This is a genomic window from Pseudomonas sp. LY-1, from assembly GCF_053502595.1.
The window spans coordinates 6,597,296-6,615,965 of sequence record NZ_CP094353.1 but is presented as its reverse complement, the minus strand read 5'-3'; the positions used below and the strand labels follow the sequence as shown (position 1 = coordinate 6,615,965).

Below are 18,670 nucleotides of genomic sequence, written 5' to 3'. Positions count from 1 at the left end.
GCACTTTTTGCCGCTCGCGCTAGTCTTAGCGTGGATCGCTGTGACGCAAGTCACCGCACCTGTCTACGCTATCCTTGTGCGAGACTCACGCAGGAATCCAGCGCAATATGAATGTCCTGATCGTTGATGACGAACCCCAAGCCCGCGAGCGACTGAGCCGTCTGCTCAGCGAACTCGAGGGTTATACAGTCCTTGAACCGAGCGCCAGCACGGGTGAGGAGGCGTTGACGTTGATCGACAGCCTCAAGCCGGATGTGGTGCTGCTCGACATCCGCATGCCGGGCCTGGATGGCCTGCAAGTCGCCGCCCGCCTGAGCGAGCGCGAATCGCCGCCGGCCGTGGTGTTGTGTGCCGCCGAGGAAGAATTCCCTGCCGAAACCCTGGAAGCCAGCGGTGTCAGCTTCCTGGCCAAGCCGGTGACTGCCGAGGTGTTGCTCAAGGCGTTGAAAAAAGCCGAGCGCCCCAATCGCGTCCAGCTCGCCGCCCTGACCCAGCCCGCCGCCCAGAGCGGTAACGGGCCGCGCAGCCATATCAGCGCACGCACCCGTAAGGGTATCGAGCTGATTCCGCTGAGCCAGGTGGTGTACTTCATCGCCGATCACAAGTACGTGACCCTGCGTCACGAGTCTGGCGAAGTGCTGCTCGATGAGCCGCTCAAGGCCCTTGAGGATGAATTCGGCGACCGTTTCGTGCGTATCCACCGCAACGCGCTGGTGGCCCGTGAGCGCATCGAGCGCCTGCAACGCACGCCCCTGGGGCACTTTCAGTTGTTCCTGAAAGGGCTTAACGGCGATGCCTTGATCGTCAGCCGCCGCCATGTCGCTGGCGTGCGCAAGATGATGCAGCAGCTTTAGTCCACGGGCTGCAGCGCGGTCTATAGTCGTGATCCCGGTGCGCTGTGGCCAGGGAGGCCCCGCACTTGCTGATTCAAATCAAAGCGAATTTGCCTGAGCTGTTATTATCTGCCGTATCTATTCAGTACGGATTGATCCATGTCCTCTCGCGAAATCCGCATCGCCACCCGTAAAAGCGCCCTGGCCTTGTGGCAGGCCGAATACGTCAAAGCACGTCTCGAGCAGGCCCACCCTGGGCTCCAGGTATCCCTGGTGCCCATGGTCAGTCGCGGCGACAAGCTGCTCGACTCGCCGCTGTCGAAGATCGGCGGCAAGGGTCTGTTCGTCAAGGAACTGGAAACCGCGCTGCTGGAAAACGAAGCCGACATCGCCGTGCATTCGATGAAAGACGTGCCCATGGACTTCCCCGAAGGCCTGGGCCTGTTTTGCATCTGCGAGCGCGAAGACCCGCGCGATGCCTTTGTGTCCAATACCTACGCGTCCCTGGATGAGCTGCCGTTGGGCAGTATCGTCGGCACTTCCAGCCTGCGTCGTCAGGCCCAGTTGCTGACGCGTCGCCCGGATCTGCAGATCCGCTTCCTGCGCGGCAACGTCAACACGCGTTTGGCCAAGCTCGATGCCGGTGAATATGACGCGATCATCCTCGCGGCGGCCGGCTTGATCCGGCTCGGCTTCGAGGACCGCATCACCTCGGTCATCAGCGTCGAAGACAGCTTGCCCGCCGGCGGGCAGGGCGCAGTGGGCATCGAATGTCGCACCGCCGACAGTGAAATCCACGCCTTGCTCAAACCGCTCGACCACCACGACACCGACGTCCGTGTCACCGCCGAACGCGCCCTGAACAAACACCTCAATGGTGGCTGCCAGGTGCCAATCGCCTGCTACGCCGTGCTCGAAGGCGAAAACCTGTGGCTGCGTGGCCTGGTGGGCGACCCGGAAGGCGGCAACTTGATCACCGCGCAAGTGCGCGGGCCGCAGCGTGATGCGACGGCGCTGGGGATCCAGGTTGCCGAAGAGCTGCTGGACCAGGGCGCCGGTGCCATCCTGCAAAAAGTCTACGGCGAGGCCGGTCCGCAGTGACCGATTGGCGTGTGCTGCTGACGCGGCCTGCCGAGGAGTCTGCGCTGTTGGCGGCGTCGTTGTCGGATGTCGGGATTTTCAGCCGCAGCCTGCCGTTGCTGGAGATCGAAGCCTTGCCGGTCACGCCTGAGCAGCAGGCGGTCTGGGCTGACCTGGGTCGCTATTGCGCGGTAATTGTGGTCAGCAAACCGGCGGCGCGCCTTGGCGTGCAACGCCTGGACCGACACTGGCCGCGGTTGCCGTGGTTCAGCGTGGGTGCCGCCACCGCCCAGGTACTGGCCGATCAGGGCCTGGACGTTCATTATCCGCCCAGCGGCGACGACAGCGAGGCCTTGCTGGCCTTGCCCGCCTTGCGCGAGGCTGTTGCGCGCACCGATGCGCGGGTGCTGATCCTGCGCGGCGAGGGCGGGCGAGAGCTGCTGGCTGAGCGTTTGCGCGAGCAAGGTGCTAGTGTCGACTATCTGGAGTTGTATCGCCGTTTCCTTCCGGCCTACGACCCGGGTGTACTGATGCAGCGCATCCAGTTGGAACGCTTGAACGGCCTGGTGGTCAGCAGTGGGCAGGGTTTTTTGCACCTGCAGGCCCTGGCCGGTTCGGATTGGCCACAGGTGGCCCGGCTGCCGTTGTTCGTGCCCAGCCCGCGCGTCTATGAGATGGCGCGGGCGGCTGGCGCAGAAAAAGTTGTGGATTGTCGCGGCGCGAGTGCCGCGGCTTTGTTAGTGGCGTTACGGAGCCATTCCGTTCCCACTCTCTGATACGCAAAGGATGGATACGTGAGCGAAACAGCCTTGCCTAAAGATGAAGCTCAGCCCGCGCTCGATGCGCCGGGCCAGACACCGGTCACCGCGCCGCGCCGTGGCAATGGCCTGGCAATCGTCGCCTTGCTGCTGGGTGCTGCGGGCGTTGCCGCCGGCGGGTGGGGGATCTGGCAGGTCCGCACCCTGCAAGCCAGCAACCAGCAACAGCTGAGCCAGGTAAAGAGCCTCGACGACCAGTCCCAGACCCTCAAGCAAAGCCAGCAACAGTTGGCTGCACGCCTGGCGCAATTGCCGGGTGCGGACGAGCTGGAGGAGCGCCGCCGCTTGCTGGCCCAGTTGCAGGGCGACCAGCAGCGTTTGGGCCAGCGCCTGGAAACCGTGCTCGGGGCCAGCCGCAAGGACTGGCGCCTGGCAGAAGCCGAACACTTGATTCGTCTGGCGAGCCTGCGCTTGTCTGCCCTGCAGGACATCAACAGCGCGCAGTCGCTGGTCCAGGGCGCCGACGAGATTCTTCGCGAGCAGAGCGATCCGGGTTCCTACGCCGCGCGCGAGCAATTGGCCAAGAGCCTTGCCGCGTTGCGCAGTACCGAACAACCGGACCGTACCGGGCTCTACCTGCAATTGGCGGCCTTGCGCGATCAAGTCGTGCAACTGGCGGCGATTGCGCCGGAGTACCAGCTTCAGGAACCGACATCCCATGGGCGTCCGACCACCGATACGGAAAACCGCTTGAGCCAATGGTGGGAGCAGCTCTCGCGTTACTTCCGCATCGACTTCAACCCCGATGACAACATTCGCCCACTGCTCGCCGGCCAAGGCCTGAACCAAGTGCGCCTGGCCCTGAGCCTGGCCCTCGAACAGGCGCAATGGGCTGCGCTCAATGGCGAGGCGGCGGTGTACAGCCGTTCGCTGGGTGAAGCGCGCAGCGTGTTGCAGGACAACTTCAACCAGGACAACCCGCAGAGCAAAGCGATGCTCGCGCGTATCGCCGAGCTTGAGCCCAAGGCCGTCTCGGTTGTGACTCCGGACCTGGCCGCCAGCCTGGCCGCCGTGCAGGCATACCTTGAACGTCGTCACTTGCCTGCCGACGAAGCCAAGGCTTCGGCCGGCACGCCGGCGAGCCAGGAGTAGAGCCGATGAAGCGTTTCTATGTGATCCTGGTGCTGGCGATTGCGGTCGCCCTGGCGCTGGCCGTGGGCATTTCGAAACACACCGGCTACGTGTTGATTACCTATCCCCATCTGCTGCATTACGAGTCGAGCCTGTGGGCTACCCTGGTGGCGGTGTTTGTCATCGGCCTGGCGATCTACCTGATTCGTGTGTTGTTGAGCCTGTTGAGCACCTCGGGCGGCGTGGTCAACCCATGGTCGCGGCGTAACCGCAGCCGGCGCGTGCAGATCGCGATCGAGCACGGCCAGATGGACCTCGCCGAAGGCCGCTGGGCCAGTGCCGAACGCCACCTGCATCGTGCCGCCGAAGCCGAACGCCAGCCGCTGCTGTATTACCTTGGCGCGGCCCGGGCGGCAAACGAGCAAGGGCGATATGAAGAGTGCGACGGACTGCTGGAGCGCGCCCTCGAGCGACAGCCCCAGGCCGAACTGGCGATTGCCTTGAGCCATGCGCAATTGCAGACGGACCGTGGCGACACCGACGGCGCGCTGACCACCTTGCAGGCCATGCACGAGCGTCATCCGCATAACGCCCAGGTGCTGCGCCAGTTGCAACGCTTGCATCAGCAGCGGGGCGATTGGTCGTCGGTGATTCGTCTGTTGCCTGAGCTGCGCAAGGACAAAGTATTGCCGGCCGGCGAATTGGCCGAGCTGGAGCGCCGCGCCTGGGGTGAAAACCTGAGCCTGGCCGCCCAGCGTGAAGAGCAGGGCGAAGCGGGGTTGCAGGCGCTTGAGCGCGCCTGGCAGCAACTGACGTCCGCCCAGCGCCAGGAGCCGCCGTTAGTGCTGGCCTACGCCGAGCAACTGCGCCAGCTGGGCGCCGATGCCAAGGCCGAAGAGGTGCTGCGCGGCGCGCTCAAGCGTGCGTATGACAGCCACCTGATCCGCCTGTATGGCCTGTTGCGCGGCAGTGACCCGGCCCGTCAGTTGAAGTTTGCCGAAGGCTGGCTCAAGGATCATCCCGGTGATGCCAGCTTGCTGTTGACCCTCGGGCGCCTGTGCCTGCAAAACAGTCTGTGGGGCAAGGCGCGGGACTATCTGGAAAGCAGCCTGCAGGTGCAGCGTAACCCCGAGGCGTGTGCCGAACTGGCACGCCTGCTGGCCCAGTTGGGTGACACCGAGCGCAGCAACCAGCTGTTCCAGGAAGGCCTGGGCCTGCTGGACAACCGTCTGCTCGCCTCACCGTTGCCCGCGCCGGTGCGGGGTTGAAGCAGGAACAGGTACGAGGGTTGGCTCGGATGCATCCGACAGCCAACCCTTGGGTTCTGTGTAAAGACTCGATTTAACTGGGTTCGTAATACATTCCTACGTTGCGTCAGGTTATGTCCTCCAAGCTCTGGCGGGATGTCCCTACGTTTTAACGGAATCGTCTGCTCTAACGCGTATTGAAAGGGGTCAGGCCTTTCCTCTACCGTAACGGCCTATCTCTCGCGGTACGGATAAACAATGTCTTTGGCCCCCTCACGCTCCTTGTTTTTCCTGGCGTTCATGGCCGGTGCGCTGACGTTGGGTGCGTCTTTCTACCTGGAATATGGCGCGCTGCTGCGGCCCTGCTTTCTGTGCCAGGTTCAGCGGCTATTCCTCGCCACCTTTACGTTGATCAACCTAGTCGCGGCTGTTCATAACCCCAAGCGCTACGGCATCTATGGGTACGGGTTGGTGAGCATGGGCTGTGCCGCGCTAGGCGCAATTACCGCAGTGCGCCAGGTGTTGCTGCAGAACACTGCGTCTGATCAGGCTGGCGATTGTTGGCCCAGTTTGCAGTACATGCTCGAAAACCTGTCGTTCTCGCAGGCGCTGCGCTCGATCTTCAACGGTACCGTCGACTGCGTGGAAATCACCTGGACCCTGTTCGATTTGAGCCTCCCGGAGTGGAGTCTGTTGTTTTTCGTGGCGATGTTGATCCTGGGTTTCATGCAGTTTTCACGGCTGATATTCAGCCAACGCTTGCGCCTGTCGACACGCTGAAAAGTGGTCGCAAGTTGTAGGACGGGATTAAACACTTGTATGAACTTTCTCTCCTGCGTACCTTGAAGCCATAGTCATGCGGGCATAATCTGGCCCGCATGCGTTATTGAAACCGTTGTCAGATGCGGCTTTGTCCGGCTGCCGCTTTATCCTTGAAGTACTGCGCGGGCACAGAGTGGCAGCGCCCCCTATAGGGAAGAGAGATCATCATGCTGGAAAGTTGTCAGAATGCTCAGGAACGCTGGGGTGGGGTGCACAAGCTGATCGACAGCTGGTTGAAGGCACGCCACGAACTGGTTCGGGCGTTTGATGCTCTCGGCGAGAAGCCCGAAGCATTAGCGATGAATCGCAAGCCGCTGCAGGCGTTTTGCGGTGTCTTGGTGGACTACGTGTCTGCCGGTCATTTCGGCGTCTACGAACAGTTGACCAAGGAGGCGGAAGCCTTTGACGATCAGCGTGGTCTTGAATTGGCCGAGACCCTCTACCCACGCATCGATGTGATCACCGAGAAGCTGCTGGCGTTCAATGACCTGTGTGATGCCGGCAAGTGTGTTGCCGAGAAATTCAAAGAGCTGGGCGGCCTGCTCCATGAGCGTTTCGAGTTGGAGGATTGCCTGATCGAAGTGCTGCACAATGCTCACCGGGATGTGGCTGTCGCCCAGGCCTGACCGTTGCTGACGAGATAAAAAAACGGTGCGTATGACGCGCCGTTTTTTATTGGATCAATGCCGGGTGCCGAGCAATTCGATCTCGAATACCAGGGGCGTGTAAGGCGGGATCAACGTGCCAGCACCGTCGGCGCCATAGGCCTGTGCCGATGGAATCACCAGGCGCCACTTCGCGCCCACCGGCATCTGTTGCAGCGCACTGCTCCAGCCGCTGATCACACTGTCCAGACGAAACCATTGCGCCTGGGTGCTTTGATCGAACACCGTCCCATCGGGCAATCGCCCCACGTATTTCACCTGAACCTCATCACTGGCCAACGGCTTGTTGCCGCTGCCGGGCGTGAGTTCCGTGAGCAGAACGCCATCGGCCAATTCGCGCACGCCGCTCGCGGCTTTTTCCTGGGTCAAAAACTGCTGTTCGGCCGTGAGTGCTTTTTCGCTTTGCGGTGCCTGAGCATCGGCTTCGTCCTGCGCTTCATGCTGCGCCAGGAGTTGTTCGATGCGCGCGCTATCCAGTGCCAGCGGTTTACCTTGATAGGCTTGCTTGAGACCCTCGATCAAGGCCTGGATCTGCAGGTCGGGGACTTCCTGGCGCAGCCGCTCACCGAGGCTGGCGCCCAGGCTGTACGCGAGGTCGTGCGCGTCCGGGGCAGTGGTTTTGGAGGACGCCGGCTCGTTTGCATTGGCCACGGAAATCGCCAAGCCAAGCGCAAGAAAAAGGTAACGCGACATGGGTCTTCTCCAGCCGAAAGTGCGACGGATTATGCCAGTGTGAGAGGGTAAAAAGTGGCGTGGTTTTTCGTTATATCGATAAGATTTTTCGCACGGTGCAACGCAAGGCAAACGATACTGTCAACATGCCCTAGCGGCGGTAAGAGCAGAGGGCTAGTATGAGCCGCACCCACGTCAGCCAGGAGGTAAACCATGTCGGCCAAACAAAAGCCTGTAAATACCCCGTTGCACTTACTCCAACAACTCTCGGGCAGTCTGCTCGAGCATTTGGAAAGCGCGTGTTCCCAAGCCTTGGCTGATGCAGAAAAACTGCTCGCCAAGTTGGAAAAACAACGCGGTAAAGCGCAAGAAAAACTGCATAAGTCCCGCACCAAATTGCAAGACGCCGCCACTGCCGGCAAAGCCAAGGCTCAAGCCAAAGCCAAAGACGCAGTCAAAGAACTTGAGGACATGCTGGACGCCCTCAAGGATCGCCAAGCCGAAACCCGCACCTACATTTCCCAACTCAAAAAAGATGCTCAAGAAAGCCTGAAACTGGCCCAGGGCGTTGGTCGTGTGAAGGAAGCTGTATCGAAAGTGCTGGGCGCTCGTACACCGGCAAAAGCCGTTGCCGCCAAAGCGCCGGCTAAGGCCGCCGCCAAGCCAGCTGCCAAGACTGTTGCTGCAAAACCAGCTGCCAAGCCAGTTGCCAAGACCGCTGCTGCCAAACCGGCCGCCAAGCCAGCTGCCAAAACGGCTGCTGCAAAACCAGCCGCCAAGCCAGTGGCTAAAGCCGTTGTTGCCAAACCAGCCGCCAAGCCAGCCGCTAAAGCCGCTGCTGTAAAACCGGCTGCCAAGCCAGTTGCCAAAACTGCCGCTGCCAAACCAGCCGCCAAGCCAGTGGCTAAAGCCGCTGCTGCAAAACCTGCTGCCAAAACTGCTGCTGCAAAACCAGCTGCCAAGCCAGTGGTTAAAGCCGCTGCTGCAAAACCAGCCGCCAAGCCAGTGGTTAAAGCCGCTGCTGCAAAACCAGCTGCCAAGCCAGTGGTTAAAGCGGCTGCCGCGAAACCAGCCGCCAAGCCAGTGGCTAAAGCGGCTGCTGCAAAACCAGCACCGGCCAAGCCAGCCACCCCGGCAGCATCGGTTGCTACCCCTGCAGCGCCAAGCGCATCGACCAGCACCCCTGCGTCGGTCGCGCCAAGCAACAGCACTCCAACCAGCGCTTCCTAAGTGCCGGTGACTGCGACGCGCAGCTGCTGCAGCGCGTCGTGGTCAAGGTTGGCGGCTCCCTCAGCCGCCAGGCCTTCCAACCATCGTTGACCCATCGCCTCGCCTGTCAGCCATGTCGTTGCCAGCGCTTCCAGGCGCGCCAGCAACTCGCGTTCCGCGTCCAGCTCCAGGGCTTTGACCCGCTCCCGTAACGCCGCCAAGGGCGCATCCTGCTGCGCCACGGCCCGCCATTGCCAGCGTACCTGTCGCAACGGTTCAACCACCTGCGATTGCCAGGGCTCGGCGATATGCCTCAGCGCCAGCGCGCGTTCACGCGTCAGCGCCACGCCCCGCTGTTCCAGCCACGCCCCGCAGAGCAACAGGCACACATCCGCGCCTTGTTCCTGCACACGCAGGCACGCAGCCTCGACGCCCGGGCGGGCGTAAGTCGAGAGGGCAAAGCTCCATAGGTCAGCGCACATATTCACACCCAAGCCAGCGGCCAACGAAGCTGGTAGACTCCGCCGCCATTATGATCCGACTTCAAAGCCTAACATTACAGCGTGGCCCGCAACGTCTTCTCGAAGACGCCGAGCTGACCCTGCACGCCGGTCACAAAGCCGGCCTGATCGGTGCCAACGGCGCCGGCAAATCCACGTTGTTCGCCCTGTTGCTGGGTGAGCTGACCCCGGATTCCGGGGACTGCTTGCTGCCGGCCGACTGGCGCATCGCCCATATGCGCCAGGAGATCGACACCCTGGACCGCATCGCGATCGACTACGTGCTCGATGGCGACCTGCGTCTGCGCCAGGTGCAACACGACCTGGCCGCGGCCGAGAAAGCCCAGGACGGCGCCGCTCAAGCCCGCCTGCACGCGGAACTGGACAGCGCCGACGGCTACACCGCCGACGCCCGTGCGCGCAAGATGCTCGCCGGCCTTGGCTTTACCAACGAACAGATGGACCGCCCGGTCGCCGACTTCTCCGGCGGCTGGCGCATGCGCCTGAACCTGGCCCAGGCACTGATGTGCCCCTCGGACCTGTTGCTGCTCGACGAACCGACCAACCACTTGGACCTCGATGCGATCCTGTGGCTGGAGGATTTCCTCAAGAGCTACCAGGGCACCTTGCTGCTGATTTCCCACGACCGGGATTTCCTCGACGCCGTGGTCGACAACATCGCCCACGTCGAACAGAAGAAAATCACCCTCTACCGTGGCGGCTACACCGCGTTCGAACGCGCCCGCGCCGAACGCCTGGCCCAGCAACAGCAGGCGTTCGAGAAGCAGCAGGCGCAGCGCGCGCACATGGAAAGCTACATCGCCCGGTTCAAGGCCCAGGCCACCAAGGCCCGCCAGGCCCAGAGCCGGATCAAGGCGCTGGAGCGCATGGAAGAACTGTCGGCGGCCCACGTCGATTCGCCTTTCGATTTCGTGTTCCGCGAGTCGGTGAAGATCTCCAGCCCGTTGCTCGACCTGTCCGATGCCCGCCTGGGCTATGGCGAGAAAACCATCCTCGAGAAGGTCAAGCTGCAACTCACGCCGGGCGCGCGCATTGGCCTGCTCGGGCCGAACGGCGCGGGCAAGTCGACGCTGATCAAGAACCTGTCGGGCGAGCTGCAACCCCTGGCCGGGCGCCTGACCCGTGGCGAGAACCTGGTGGTCGGCTACTTCGCCCAGCATCAGTTGGACTCCCTGGACGCCAAGGCCAGCCCGTTGCTGCACCTGCAGCGCCTGGCGCCGACCGAACGCGAGCAGCCCCTGCGCGACTTCCTCGGCGGCTTCGACTTCCGTGGCGCGCGCATCGATGAGCCGGTGCTGAATTTCTCCGGCGGCGAAAAAGCCCGCCTGGCCCTGGCGTTGATCGCCTGGGACCGGCCGAACCTGTTGCTGCTCGACGAACCGACCAACCACCTCGACCTGGAAATGCGCCTGGCGTTGACCATGGCCTTGCAGGAGTTCAGCGGTGCGGTACTGGTGGTGTCTCACGATCGCCACTTGCTCAAGAGCACCACCGACAACTTCCTGCTGGTGGCCGACGGCAAAGTCGAAGAGTTCGACGGCGACCTCGATGACTACGCGCGCTGGCTGACGGAATACCGCCTGCGCAACGCGCCGACCAGCAACACCCCGGTCAACCCGGACAAAACCGACAAGAAGGCCCAGCGCCAGGCCGCCGCCGCCCTGCGCCAGCAGTTGGCGCCGCACAAGCGCGAAGCCGACAAGCTGGAAGCCGAGCTGGGCAAGGTCCACGAGCGCCTGGCCAAGATCGAAACCAGCCTGGGCGACAGTGCTGTGTACGAAGCCGCGCGCAAGGATGAACTGCGCGATCTGCTGGCCGAGCAGGCCAAGCTCAAGGTCCGTGAAGGGCAGTTGGAGGAAAGCTGGATGGAAGCCCTCGAACTGCTCGAAAGCCTGCAAGCGGAGCTGGAGGCGCTGTCCTGATGGACGCGCTGCAACTGCCGCTGCCGGCGCAATGGGTCGCGCCCGTGTGGATCGGCGTGCAAATCCTGCTGATCCTGCTGGCCGGCTACCTGACCCAGCGGTTTGTCGCCAAAGGCCTGACCCGCCTCGGCGAGCACTACCCCTTCCCGCCGCAGCTGTTGATGCCGCTGCGTGGCGGCTTGCGCTGGCTGATCATGGGCAGTGCGCTGATCTTCGTGCTGGAGCGCCTGGGCGTGTCCGCCACGGTGTTGTGGACCGCGCTGTCGGGGTTTGTCGCGGTGGCGGCGGTGGCGTTTTTCGCCATGTGGTCGGTGTTGTCCAACCTGTTGTGCGCGATCCTGATCTTCACCGTCGGGCCGTTCCGCCTCGGTGATGTGGTCGAGCTGGTGGACACCGTCGACAAGCCCGGCGTCAAAGGCAGGGTAGTGGCGATCAACCTGCTTTACACCACGCTGATCGAAGTGGAAGAGGCGGGGACCGGCGGCGTGACGGTGCAGGTGCCCAATAGCCTGTTCTTCCAACGCTCGGTGCGCCGCTGGCGCGACAGTGCTGTCCTCCCGGGCGAGCGCTAGCGTTCACATCATGCAAAAAACTATAGCCAGCCTTCGGTCGGCAGCGTTAGCTTAAGGCACAACCGCAAACTCGCTGCTGAGGTGTGCAATGGCACTCGACACATGGCTGGCTTTTTTCCTCGCTAGTTGGATCATTTCCCTTTCTCCTGGCGCAGGCGCCATCGCCTCGATGTCCAGTGGCCTGCAATACGGTTTCCTGCGCGGCTACTGGAACGCCATCGGCCTGCAAATCGGCCTGGCGATGCAGATCGCCGTGGTCGCCGGCGGGTTGGGAGCCATTCTGGCGGCGTCGTCCACCGCGTTCTATGCGATCAAATGGTTTGGCGTGGCGTACCTGGTGTACCTGGCCGTCAAGCAATGGCGCGCGTTGCCCATGGACATGACCGATGACGCTGCAGTACGGCCGATCGGCAAGCCGATGGCGATGATGTTCCGTGGCTTTCTGGTCAACGCCAGCAACCCCAAGGCGTTGGTGTTCATGCTCGCGGTGCTGCCGCAGTTCGTGAACCCGCAGGCGCCGCTGCTGATCCAATACCTGATCCTCGGCGCGACGATGATCAGCGTCGATATGATCGTGATGGCGGGCTATACCGGCCTGGCGTCGAAAGTCTTGCGCCTGTTGCGCACGCCCAAGCAGCAAAAACGCATGAACCGCACGTTTGCCGGGTTGTTCGTGGGGGCTGCGGGCTTCCTCGCCAGCTTGCATCGCGCGACGGCTTGAACCCGGACCGGGCTGAAGAAACCGGATCGACAATGTGGGAGCGGGCTTGCTCGCGATAGTGGAGTGTCAGTCACCGAGTCAGTCGGCTGACCCACTGCTATCGCGAGCAAGCCCGCTCCCACATTGGTTTTGCGTTGTCTGTGCGCGTTGGGTTCAGCGCAGAATCGTCGGGCGTGGCGTCATTGCTACAGCTCAATCTGCTCTGTTACTCAAAATACAAATCACTTACACCTTGAGTCAAATCTCATAAAGCTCAACAATGTGTTACTTCGTATTTCCCTTTGAGATTCGTTCATGACTGCCCCCTTCCGTTTTCTCGCCTGGCTGCTATTGCCGGCGTTGATGTCGTGCAGCTTCAATCTGTTGGCCGCGCCTGCCGAGGGCGCCACGAAAGCCCTGCATTTGCTGGACTACATCGGCGCGGACTATCCGCCGACGGTAGCGGCGGGCAAGGTCGTCGATGAATCGGAATACCGTGAGCAGGTGGAATTTCTGGGGGTATTGCAGGGCCTGGTGGCTGAGCTGCCGTCCAAGCCCGAGCGCGCGGAATTGGTCAAAGGGGTCGATGAATTGGTCGCGGCCGTGACCGCTCGTCAGGATGGTGCCAGCGTGGCCCGTCAGTCCCGGCAGTTGGGCGCCAAGCTGGCGGCGGCGTATGAAGTCAGCCAGGCCCCGGCGATTACGCCCGACCCGACCCGCGGCGCACCACTGTATGCCCAGCACTGCTCGGTCTGCCACGGCACGGCCGGCGCCGGTGATGGCCCGGCGGGCGTCGGCATGACGCCGCCGCCGGCGAACCTGCAGAACGCGGAGCGCCTGGACCGCCTGAGCCTCTATGCGATCTACAATACGCTGGGCCTGGGCGTCGAAGGCACGGACATGCCGTCCTTCGCCGACCAACTGGACGAACGTCAGCGCTGGGACCTGGCCACCTACATCGCCGGCTTCACGGCCGACCCGGCTGCCGCGAAAAGCGCGCAACCGTTCAACCTCGCCGACCTGGCCCGCCAGACCCCCAATGAAGTGTTGGCCGCCAACGGCCCGGCCGCTGCTGCGACGTTCCGCGCCCAGCGTGCCCAGCCGCCGCAGGTCAAGCGCGGCCCGGCGCAGTTGCTCGACTACACCGCCGCCACCCTCGACAAGAGCCTTGCGGCGTTCCGCAACGGTGACCATGAGCAAGCCTACGACCTGTCGGTAGCGGCGTATCTGGAAGGGTTCGAGCTGGTGGAAAGCTCCCTGGACAACGTCAACGCCAACGTGCGCAAAGACACCGAGAAGGCCCTGATGGCCTATCGGCAGTCGTTGCAGGACGGCTTGCCGCTCGAACAGGTGCAGCAGCGCCTGGACGCCGCCAAGGGCAAGCTCACCGAATCTGCCGGCTTGTTGGGCGGCGATGGCCTGAGCTGGTCGTTGAGCTTTATCTCAGGCTTGCTGATCCTGCTGCGCGAAGGTCTGGAAGCGATCCTGGTGCTGGCGGCGGTCCTCGCCTTCCTGCGTAACACCGGCCAGGAATCGGCGGTGCGCGGCGTCCACGTCGGCTGGGGCCTGGCCTTGTTGGCCGGCTTGGCCACCTGGGCGTTGGCGGCCTATGTGATCGATGTGAGCGGCGCCCAGCGCGAATTGCTCGAAGGTTGCACGGCGTTGTTTGCCAGTGTGATGGTGCTGTGGCTCGGCGTGTGGATGCATGACCGGCGCCACGCAGCAGCCTGGCAGGACTACATCAAGAGCAGCCTGGTGGGCGGCGGTGGCCGTTTCGGCTTCGCGCTGCTGGCGTTCTTCTCGGTGTACCGCGAGCTGTTCGAAGTGATCCTGTTCTACGAAACCCTGTGGTTGCAAGCCGGCCCGGCCGGGCACAACGCCGTGCTGGCGGGCGGCGCCACGGCGCTGGTGCTGTTGATGGGTCTGGCGTGGGTGATCCTGCGCGGTTCGGCGAAGCTGCCATTGGCGCTGTTTTTCGGGATCAACGCGGCGCTGCTGTGTGCGTTGTCGGTGGTATTCGCCGGGCACGGCGTGAAGGCGTTGCAGGAAGCCGGTATCTTCGGCACGCGGCCGGTGGCGTTCTTTGACTTCGACTGGCTGGGTATCCACGCCGATGCCTACTCGCTGAGTGCGCAGGTGGTGGCGATCCTGGCGATTATGGTGATGTATGGCCGCAGTCGGATCGCCGACAAGCGCCGGCTGGCGGCATAAGCATGCGCGTGTGGATCGACGCCGATGCCTGCCCGCGCGCGGCCAAGGACCAGGTGGTGAAGTTCGCCCTCAAGCGTCAGTTCGAGGTGGTGCTGGTGGCCGGGCAGAGCCAGATCAAGCCGGCCTTCGCCTGCGTTAAGCTGATCGTGGTGCCCAGCGGCCCGGACGCGGCGGATGACTACCTGGTGGAGCACGCGGTGCCCGGTGAGCTGGTGATCTGCAGCGACGTGCCCCTGGCTGACCGCCTGGTGAAGAACGGCGTGACGGCCCTCGACCCGCGCGGCAAGGAATTCAGCCCGCAGAACATGAGTGAGCGGCTGGCGGTGCGTAACCTGTTCACCGATCTGCGCGAGCAAGGCCAGATGGGCGGTGGTCCACCGCCCCATGGGGAAAAGGACAAGCAAGCGTTCGCCAACGCACTCGACCGCCTGCTCACACGCTTGATGCGGGCCGGTTAGTCGTTTTCGTGGGTCAGCTCCAGCACCCGATCCACCAGCTTGTTGATGCCTGACGCGACTTCGCTGATGTTCTTGCCGAGCATATAGGCGGGGGTGCTGACCAGCTTGCGCGCGGTGTCTTCGACGATATCGTCCACCGCGCATGCCTGGTGGTGGGCGCCCATCTTGTCCAGCACGGCGGCGGTGTCGGCATCGTTGCCGATGGTGCAGGTCACTCCCGGGCCATAGATCTTCGCGGCCAGGGCCGGCGAGATGCAGATCAGTCCCAGCGGCTTGCCCGCTTCGGCAAAGGCTTCGGCCAGCGCCAATACCTGCGGGTTGAGGCTGCAACCGGCGCCTGCGCTGGCAAAGTTCGACAGGTTCTTCGCCGCGCCAAACCCGCCAGGCACGATCAGCGCGTCGAAATCCTCGGCGTTGGCTTCACGAATGTCTTTCACGTCGCCCCGGGCAATGCGGGCGGACTCCACCAGCACATTGCGCGACTCGGGCATTTCTTCGCCCGTGAGGTGGTTGATCACGTGCAACTGCGCGATGTCGGGTGCAAAGCATTGGACCTGAGCGCCGCGCTGATCCAGGCGCAGCAGGGTGATCACGCTTTCATGGATTTCTGCGCCGTCGTACACGCCACAGCCGGAAAGGATCACTGCAATCTTTTTGCTCATGGGCATTTCTCCTGATTCATGGCGTTAAATGTCTACTAATTTGTCATCTGTTGCCAATGGGAACTCCCGCCGCAGCCCCTAATCTTGATGCAATAAAAACAGACCGGACTAGCCCATGGACTTCGTGCCTTACGCGGTACCGTTTTTCATCGCCTTGATCGTGGTTGAACTGCTCGTCGACCGTTGGCGCGGCGCGCGCAATTATCGGGTGGCGGATGCCATCAACAGCCTCAGCACTGGCGTGCTGTCCACCACCACCGGGCTGCTGACCAAGGGCGTGGGATTGCTGACCTACGCATTCGCCCTCAAGCACCTGGCGCTGATCGAGCTGTCGGCCGAGAGCGTCTGGACCTGGGTGTTCGCCTTTGTGTTCTACGACTTCTGCTATTACTGGCTGCATCGCTGCGGTCACGAGCGCAATATCCTGTGGGCCGCACATTCGGTGCATCACCAGAGCGAGGACTACAACCTCACCACCGCCTTGCGCCAGACCAGCACCGGCTTTCTGCTGAGCTGGATCTTCTATCTGCCTCTGGCCGTGCTCGGCGTGCCGCTGGTGGTGTTCATCAGCGTCGCCTCGCTCAACCTGTTGTATCAATTCTGGGTCCACACCCGCCATGTACCCAAGCTCGGCTGGTTCGAGTGGTTCTTCGTCACCCCATCCAATCATCGGGCCCACCATGCACAGAACGCTCTCTACATGGATCGCAACTACGGCGGGGTGTTCATTATTTGGGACCGGCTGTTTGGCTCGTTTCAGGAAGAAGACGAAAACGAGCCGGTGATCTTTGGCGTCACCACCCCCTTGGCCAGTTGGAACCCGCTGTGGGCCAACCTGCAGTTCTATGCGCAGTTGTGGAGTGACGCGCGGCGCACGCAAAGCCGTTGGGACAAGCTGCGCATCTGGTTCATGCGTACCGGCTGGCGGCCGGCCGACGTGAAGGCCAACTACCCGTTGACCAAGCCGGACTTGAGCCAGTTCCGCAAATTCGAGGTGCCGCTGGATACGCGGCAACAGGTGTACGTCGCCGTGCAATTCGCGGTGTATGTGGGGTTTGGCAGTTATCTGATGAACATCGGCGAAGGGCTGCCCACGGCGGCGTTGGTGCTGGGCTGGAGTGCAATGGCGTTGGGCCTGTTCAGCCTGGGCGTCGCCCTGGAGAACCGCCCGTGGGCGTTGAAGGCGGAACTGGTGCGTCTGGGCCTGAATGTGCCGTTGGTATGGCTGGCGCCGCTGGTCGGGCTTTGCCCGGCCAGCCACCTGGGCTGGCCGGGCCTGTTGAGCTACAGCTTGCTGAGCCTGATTGGCCTCTACTGCTGCCGAGGCCGGCTTACTCGACTGGCGTCTTAGGCGGCTCGGTCGGGCTGGTCTCACTCAGTTGTGCGGCCGCCAGTCGGGCCTTGGCGTCGGCGCAGGCTTGACGGGCGATGCGCGCGTTCTTGAACCGCCGCCGCAGCCAGAGAACCAGGCCCAGCAGTAACAACGCACCCAGCACCCACAGCTCGTACTTCTTGATGCTGCCCAGCATGCCTTCCAGCACCGCGCCGAAATGGTACGCCGCCGCACCGAGTGCCGCCGCCCAGACCGCCGCGCCAATGCCGTTGAGTAACAGGTAGCGCAAGGGCGGATAGCCGGACAGGCCAATCGCCACGGGCATCACCGTGCGTAATCCGTAGACAAAGCGGAAGCTCAACACCCAGATATCCGGGTGCTTGCGGATATGTTCCAGGGCTTTGTCGCCCATCAATTGCCAGCGCGGTTTACGTGCCAACAGTTTGCGGCCGTGCTTGCGCCCCATGTAATACCAAAGCTGGTCGCCGGCGTAGCTGCCAAAAAAAGCAACGACCACCACCAGGTTGATATCCATGTACCCACGGAACGCCAGGAAGCCTGCGAGAACGAGTATGGTCTCGCCTTCGAAGAACGTCCCGAGGAAGAGGGCAAAGTAGCCGAAGTCATGCAGAAATTGTTGAAGCATGGTCTGGGTGCTGGCGAAATGAACGCGCAGCCTACGCCTTCGCGATCATTCGTGAAAGTATCGAGATGTGTCACGAAGTGAACAATTCCTACAGAAACGCCGAATGCGACTACAGGTCGCATCGTTAAGCACAACTGTCATACCTTCGTCATAATGGCCGCTTATAACTGCAACACTCGCCCGTAAACGCGGGCTCAGGAGTCTGTCGTGAGCTTTACCCCTGCCAATCGCCTGTTTCCCGCGACCCGTCTGCGTCGCAACCGTCGTGATGATTTTTCTCGCCGTCTGGTCCGTGAAAACGTACTGACCACGAACGATCTGATCCTGCCGGTCTTTGTGCTGGACGGGGAAAACCGTCGGGAAGCCGTGGCGTCGATGCCGGGTGTCGAGCGCTTGACCATTGATCTGCTGCTGGAAGAGGCGGCGAACTGGGTCGAGTTGGGGATTCCGGCGCTGGCGCTGTTCCCTGTCACGCCTGCTGAACTCAAGTCCCTCGATGCCGCCGAAGCCTGGAACCCGCAAGGGATCGCCCAGCGCGCCACCCGTGCGTTGCGTGAGCGCTTCCCGGAATTGGGGGTGATCACCGATGTGGCCCTGGACCCGTTCACCACCCACGGGCAGGATGGCATCCTGGATGAAGACGGCTACGTGCAGAACGACATCACCGTCGACGCGCTGGTCAAGCAAGCCTTGTCTCATGCCGCCGCCGGGGCCCAGGTGGTCGCGCCGTCGGACATGATGGACGGCCGCATCCAGGCGATCCGCGAAGCCCTGGAGCTGGCCGGCCACGTCAATGTGCGGATCATGGCCTACTCGGCCAAATACGCCAGTGCCTACTATGGTCCGTTCCGCGATGCGGTGGGCTCGGCCCTGAACCTGGGCAAGGCCAACAAAGCCTCGTACCAGATGGACCCGGCCAACAGCCATGAAGCCCTGCACGAAGTGGCCGCCGACCTGGCCGAAGGCGCCGACATGGTGATGGTCAAGCCCGGGATGCCTTACCTGGACATCCTTTATCGGGTCAAAGAGGAATTCAAGGTGCCGACCTTTGTCTATCAGGTCAGCGGTGAATACGCCATGCACATGGCCGCGATCCAGAATGGTTGGTTGAGTGAAGGGGTGATCCTCGAATCCCTGACAGCCTTTAAACGTGCTGGCGCTGATGGCATTCTGACCTACTTCGCCGCCCGCGCTGCCCAATTGCTTAGAGAGCAACAATAGCCCTCAC

Annotated in this window: 19 protein-coding genes; 15 read left to right on the top strand and 4 right to left on the bottom strand. The window is 62.5% G+C overall.

Annotated features, from left to right (window positions below; all coding sequences use genetic code 11):
- Positions 1–107: 107 nt before the first annotated feature.
- The 7 genes from MOQ67_RS30540 (at position 108) to rsd (ending at position 6,497) form a co-directional block, all read left to right on the top strand.
- Positions 108–854: a LytR/AlgR family response regulator transcription factor gene (locus MOQ67_RS30540; protein WP_017845161.1), complete on the top strand. Its 747-nt coding sequence runs from the start codon at positions 108–110 to the stop codon at positions 852–854.
- Between the two features lie 138 nt (positions 855–992).
- On the top strand, positions 993–1,934 hold the full coding sequence (gene hemC / locus MOQ67_RS30535; RefSeq protein ID WP_017845160.1) for a hydroxymethylbilane synthase: 942 nt from the start codon (positions 993–995) through the stop codon (positions 1,932–1,934).
- Complete coding sequence (locus MOQ67_RS30530) at positions 1,931–2,689, top strand: uroporphyrinogen-III synthase (protein WP_126589423.1); 759 nt, start codon at positions 1,931–1,933, stop codon at positions 2,687–2,689. The genes hemC and MOQ67_RS30530 overlap by 4 nt, the downstream gene beginning before the upstream one ends.
- 18 nt (positions 2,690–2,707) lie before the next feature.
- Entirely contained in the window at positions 2,708–3,823 is a 1,116-nt protein-coding gene (locus MOQ67_RS30525; protein WP_017845158.1) for a uroporphyrinogen-III C-methyltransferase, read from the top strand.
- Positions 3,824–3,828: 5 nt separating this feature from the next.
- The gene (locus MOQ67_RS30520) at positions 3,829–5,070 is read left to right on the top strand and encodes a heme biosynthesis protein HemY (RefSeq protein ID WP_017845157.1); all 1,242 of its coding nucleotides are present in this window, start codon (positions 3,829–3,831) and stop codon (positions 5,068–5,070) included.
- Positions 5,071–5,307: 237 nt separating this feature from the next.
- Positions 5,308–5,829 (top strand): disulfide bond formation protein B, encoded by a 522-nt coding sequence (locus MOQ67_RS30515; protein ID WP_046381673.1) that lies wholly within the window; start codon positions 5,308–5,310, stop codon positions 5,827–5,829.
- Positions 5,830–6,038: 209 nt separating this feature from the next.
- A complete protein-coding gene (rsd, locus tag MOQ67_RS30510) occupies positions 6,039–6,497 on the top strand; it encodes a sigma D regulator (RefSeq protein WP_102617839.1) in 459 nt (152 codons plus the stop codon).
- 54 nt (positions 6,498–6,551) lie between these two features.
- Here the strand turns inward: rsd and MOQ67_RS30505 are convergent, their stop codons facing one another.
- Positions 6,552–7,229, bottom strand: a complete 678-nt coding sequence (locus MOQ67_RS30505; protein ID WP_104904261.1) for an FKBP-type peptidyl-prolyl cis-trans isomerase — start codon at positions 7,227–7,229, stop codon at positions 6,552–6,554.
- 192 nt (positions 7,230–7,421) lie between these two features.
- Between MOQ67_RS30505 and MOQ67_RS30500 the strand changes: the two genes are divergently transcribed.
- Positions 7,422–8,438, top strand: coding sequence for an AlgP family protein (locus tag MOQ67_RS30500; RefSeq protein WP_126589661.1), 1,017 nt, complete (start codon positions 7,422–7,424; stop codon positions 8,436–8,438).
- Here MOQ67_RS30500 and MOQ67_RS30495 read toward each other — a convergent pair.
- A complete protein-coding gene (locus tag MOQ67_RS30495) occupies positions 8,435–8,899 on the bottom strand; it encodes a TIGR02444 family protein (protein WP_126589662.1) in 465 nt (154 codons plus the stop codon). The genes MOQ67_RS30500 and MOQ67_RS30495 overlap by 4 nt on opposite strands.
- Positions 8,900–8,949: 50 nt before the next feature.
- On the opposite strand from MOQ67_RS30495, the gene MOQ67_RS30490 reads away from it, so the two are divergent.
- The 5 genes from MOQ67_RS30490 (at position 8,950) to MOQ67_RS30470 (ending at position 14,801) form a co-directional block, all read left to right on the top strand.
- On the top strand, positions 8,950–10,860 hold the full coding sequence (locus tag MOQ67_RS30490) for an ATP-binding cassette domain-containing protein (protein WP_017845151.1): 1,911 nt from the start codon (positions 8,950–8,952) through the stop codon (positions 10,858–10,860).
- Positions 10,860–11,432 carry a mechanosensitive ion channel family protein gene (locus MOQ67_RS30485; RefSeq protein ID WP_017845150.1) on the top strand — a complete coding sequence of 191 codons (573 nt, stop codon included), beginning with the start codon at positions 10,860–10,862 and terminating at the stop codon, positions 11,430–11,432. The genes MOQ67_RS30490 and MOQ67_RS30485 overlap by 1 nt, the downstream gene beginning before the upstream one ends.
- An 88-nt stretch (positions 11,433–11,520) precedes the next feature.
- Positions 11,521–12,153 carry a LysE family transporter gene (locus tag MOQ67_RS30480; protein WP_026139801.1) on the top strand — a complete coding sequence of 211 codons (633 nt, stop codon included), beginning with the start codon at positions 11,521–11,523 and terminating at the stop codon, positions 12,151–12,153.
- Between the two features lie 294 nt (positions 12,154–12,447).
- Positions 12,448–14,343, top strand: a complete 1,896-nt coding sequence (locus MOQ67_RS30475; protein WP_126589663.1) for an FTR1 family protein — start codon at positions 12,448–12,450, stop codon at positions 14,341–14,343.
- A gap of 2 nt (positions 14,344–14,345) precedes the next feature.
- On the top strand, positions 14,346–14,801 hold the full coding sequence (locus MOQ67_RS30470; RefSeq protein WP_017845147.1) for a YaiI/YqxD family protein: 456 nt from the start codon (positions 14,346–14,348) through the stop codon (positions 14,799–14,801).
- Here the strand turns inward: MOQ67_RS30470 and elbB are convergent.
- Entirely contained in the window at positions 14,798–15,463 is a 666-nt protein-coding gene (gene elbB / locus MOQ67_RS30465) for an isoprenoid biosynthesis glyoxalase ElbB (RefSeq protein ID WP_102617833.1), read from the bottom strand. The two genes, MOQ67_RS30470 and elbB, sit on opposite strands and share 4 nt — an antisense overlap.
- A 115-nt stretch (positions 15,464–15,578) precedes the next feature.
- On the opposite strand from elbB, the gene MOQ67_RS30460 reads away from it, so the two are divergent.
- On the top strand, positions 15,579–16,814 hold the full coding sequence (locus tag MOQ67_RS30460) for a sterol desaturase family protein (RefSeq protein ID WP_126589664.1): 1,236 nt from the start codon (positions 15,579–15,581) through the stop codon (positions 16,812–16,814).
- On the opposite strand, the gene MOQ67_RS30455 is transcribed toward MOQ67_RS30460, so the two are convergent.
- Positions 16,795–17,442 (bottom strand): DedA family protein, encoded by a 648-nt coding sequence (locus MOQ67_RS30455; RefSeq protein ID WP_126589665.1) that lies wholly within the window; start codon positions 17,440–17,442, stop codon positions 16,795–16,797. The genes MOQ67_RS30460 and MOQ67_RS30455 overlap by 20 nt on opposite strands.
- Before the next feature lie 207 nt (positions 17,443–17,649).
- On the opposite strand from MOQ67_RS30455, the gene hemB reads away from it, so the two are divergent.
- The gene (hemB, locus tag MOQ67_RS30450; RefSeq protein WP_057003998.1) at positions 17,650–18,663 is read left to right on the top strand and encodes a porphobilinogen synthase; all 1,014 of its coding nucleotides are present in this window, start codon (positions 17,650–17,652) and stop codon (positions 18,661–18,663) included.
- The last annotated feature ends 7 nt before the right edge of the window (positions 18,664–18,670 follow it).

Excerpts from the sequence above, each read along its gene's own strand:
- MOQ67_RS30540 (WP_017845161.1), top strand. The coding sequence starts at position 108 with ATGAATGTCCTGATCGTTGATGACGAACCCCAAGCCCGCGAGCGACTG.
- hemC (WP_017845160.1), top strand. The coding sequence starts at position 993 with ATGTCCTCTCGCGAAATCCGCATCGCCACCCGTAAAAGCGCCCTGGCC.
- MOQ67_RS30520 (WP_017845157.1), top strand. The coding sequence starts at position 3,829 with ATGAAGCGTTTCTATGTGATCCTGGTGCTGGCGATTGCGGTCGCCCTG.
- MOQ67_RS30515 (WP_046381673.1), top strand. The coding sequence starts at position 5,308 with ATGTCTTTGGCCCCCTCACGCTCCTTGTTTTTCCTGGCGTTCATGGCC.
- rsd (WP_102617839.1), top strand. The coding sequence starts at position 6,039 with ATGCTGGAAAGTTGTCAGAATGCTCAGGAACGCTGGGGTGGGGTGCAC.
- MOQ67_RS30505 (WP_104904261.1), bottom strand. The coding sequence starts at position 7,229 with ATGTCGCGTTACCTTTTTCTTGCGCTTGGCTTGGCGATTTCCGTGGCC.
- MOQ67_RS30500 (WP_126589661.1), top strand. The coding sequence starts at position 7,422 with ATGTCGGCCAAACAAAAGCCTGTAAATACCCCGTTGCACTTACTCCAA.
- MOQ67_RS30495 (WP_126589662.1), bottom strand. The coding sequence starts at position 8,899 with ATGTGCGCTGACCTATGGAGCTTTGCCCTCTCGACTTACGCCCGCCCG.
- MOQ67_RS30490 (WP_017845151.1), top strand. The coding sequence starts at position 8,950 with ATGATCCGACTTCAAAGCCTAACATTACAGCGTGGCCCGCAACGTCTT.
- MOQ67_RS30485 (WP_017845150.1), top strand. The coding sequence starts at position 10,860 with ATGGACGCGCTGCAACTGCCGCTGCCGGCGCAATGGGTCGCGCCCGTG.
- MOQ67_RS30480 (WP_026139801.1), top strand. The coding sequence starts at position 11,521 with ATGGCACTCGACACATGGCTGGCTTTTTTCCTCGCTAGTTGGATCATT.
- MOQ67_RS30475 (WP_126589663.1), top strand. The coding sequence starts at position 12,448 with ATGACTGCCCCCTTCCGTTTTCTCGCCTGGCTGCTATTGCCGGCGTTG.
- MOQ67_RS30470 (WP_017845147.1), top strand. The coding sequence starts at position 14,346 with ATGCGCGTGTGGATCGACGCCGATGCCTGCCCGCGCGCGGCCAAGGAC.
- elbB (WP_102617833.1), bottom strand. The coding sequence starts at position 15,463 with ATGAGCAAAAAGATTGCAGTGATCCTTTCCGGCTGTGGCGTGTACGAC.
- MOQ67_RS30460 (WP_126589664.1), top strand. The coding sequence starts at position 15,579 with ATGGACTTCGTGCCTTACGCGGTACCGTTTTTCATCGCCTTGATCGTG.
- MOQ67_RS30455 (WP_126589665.1), bottom strand. The coding sequence starts at position 17,442 with ATGCTTCAACAATTTCTGCATGACTTCGGCTACTTTGCCCTCTTCCTC.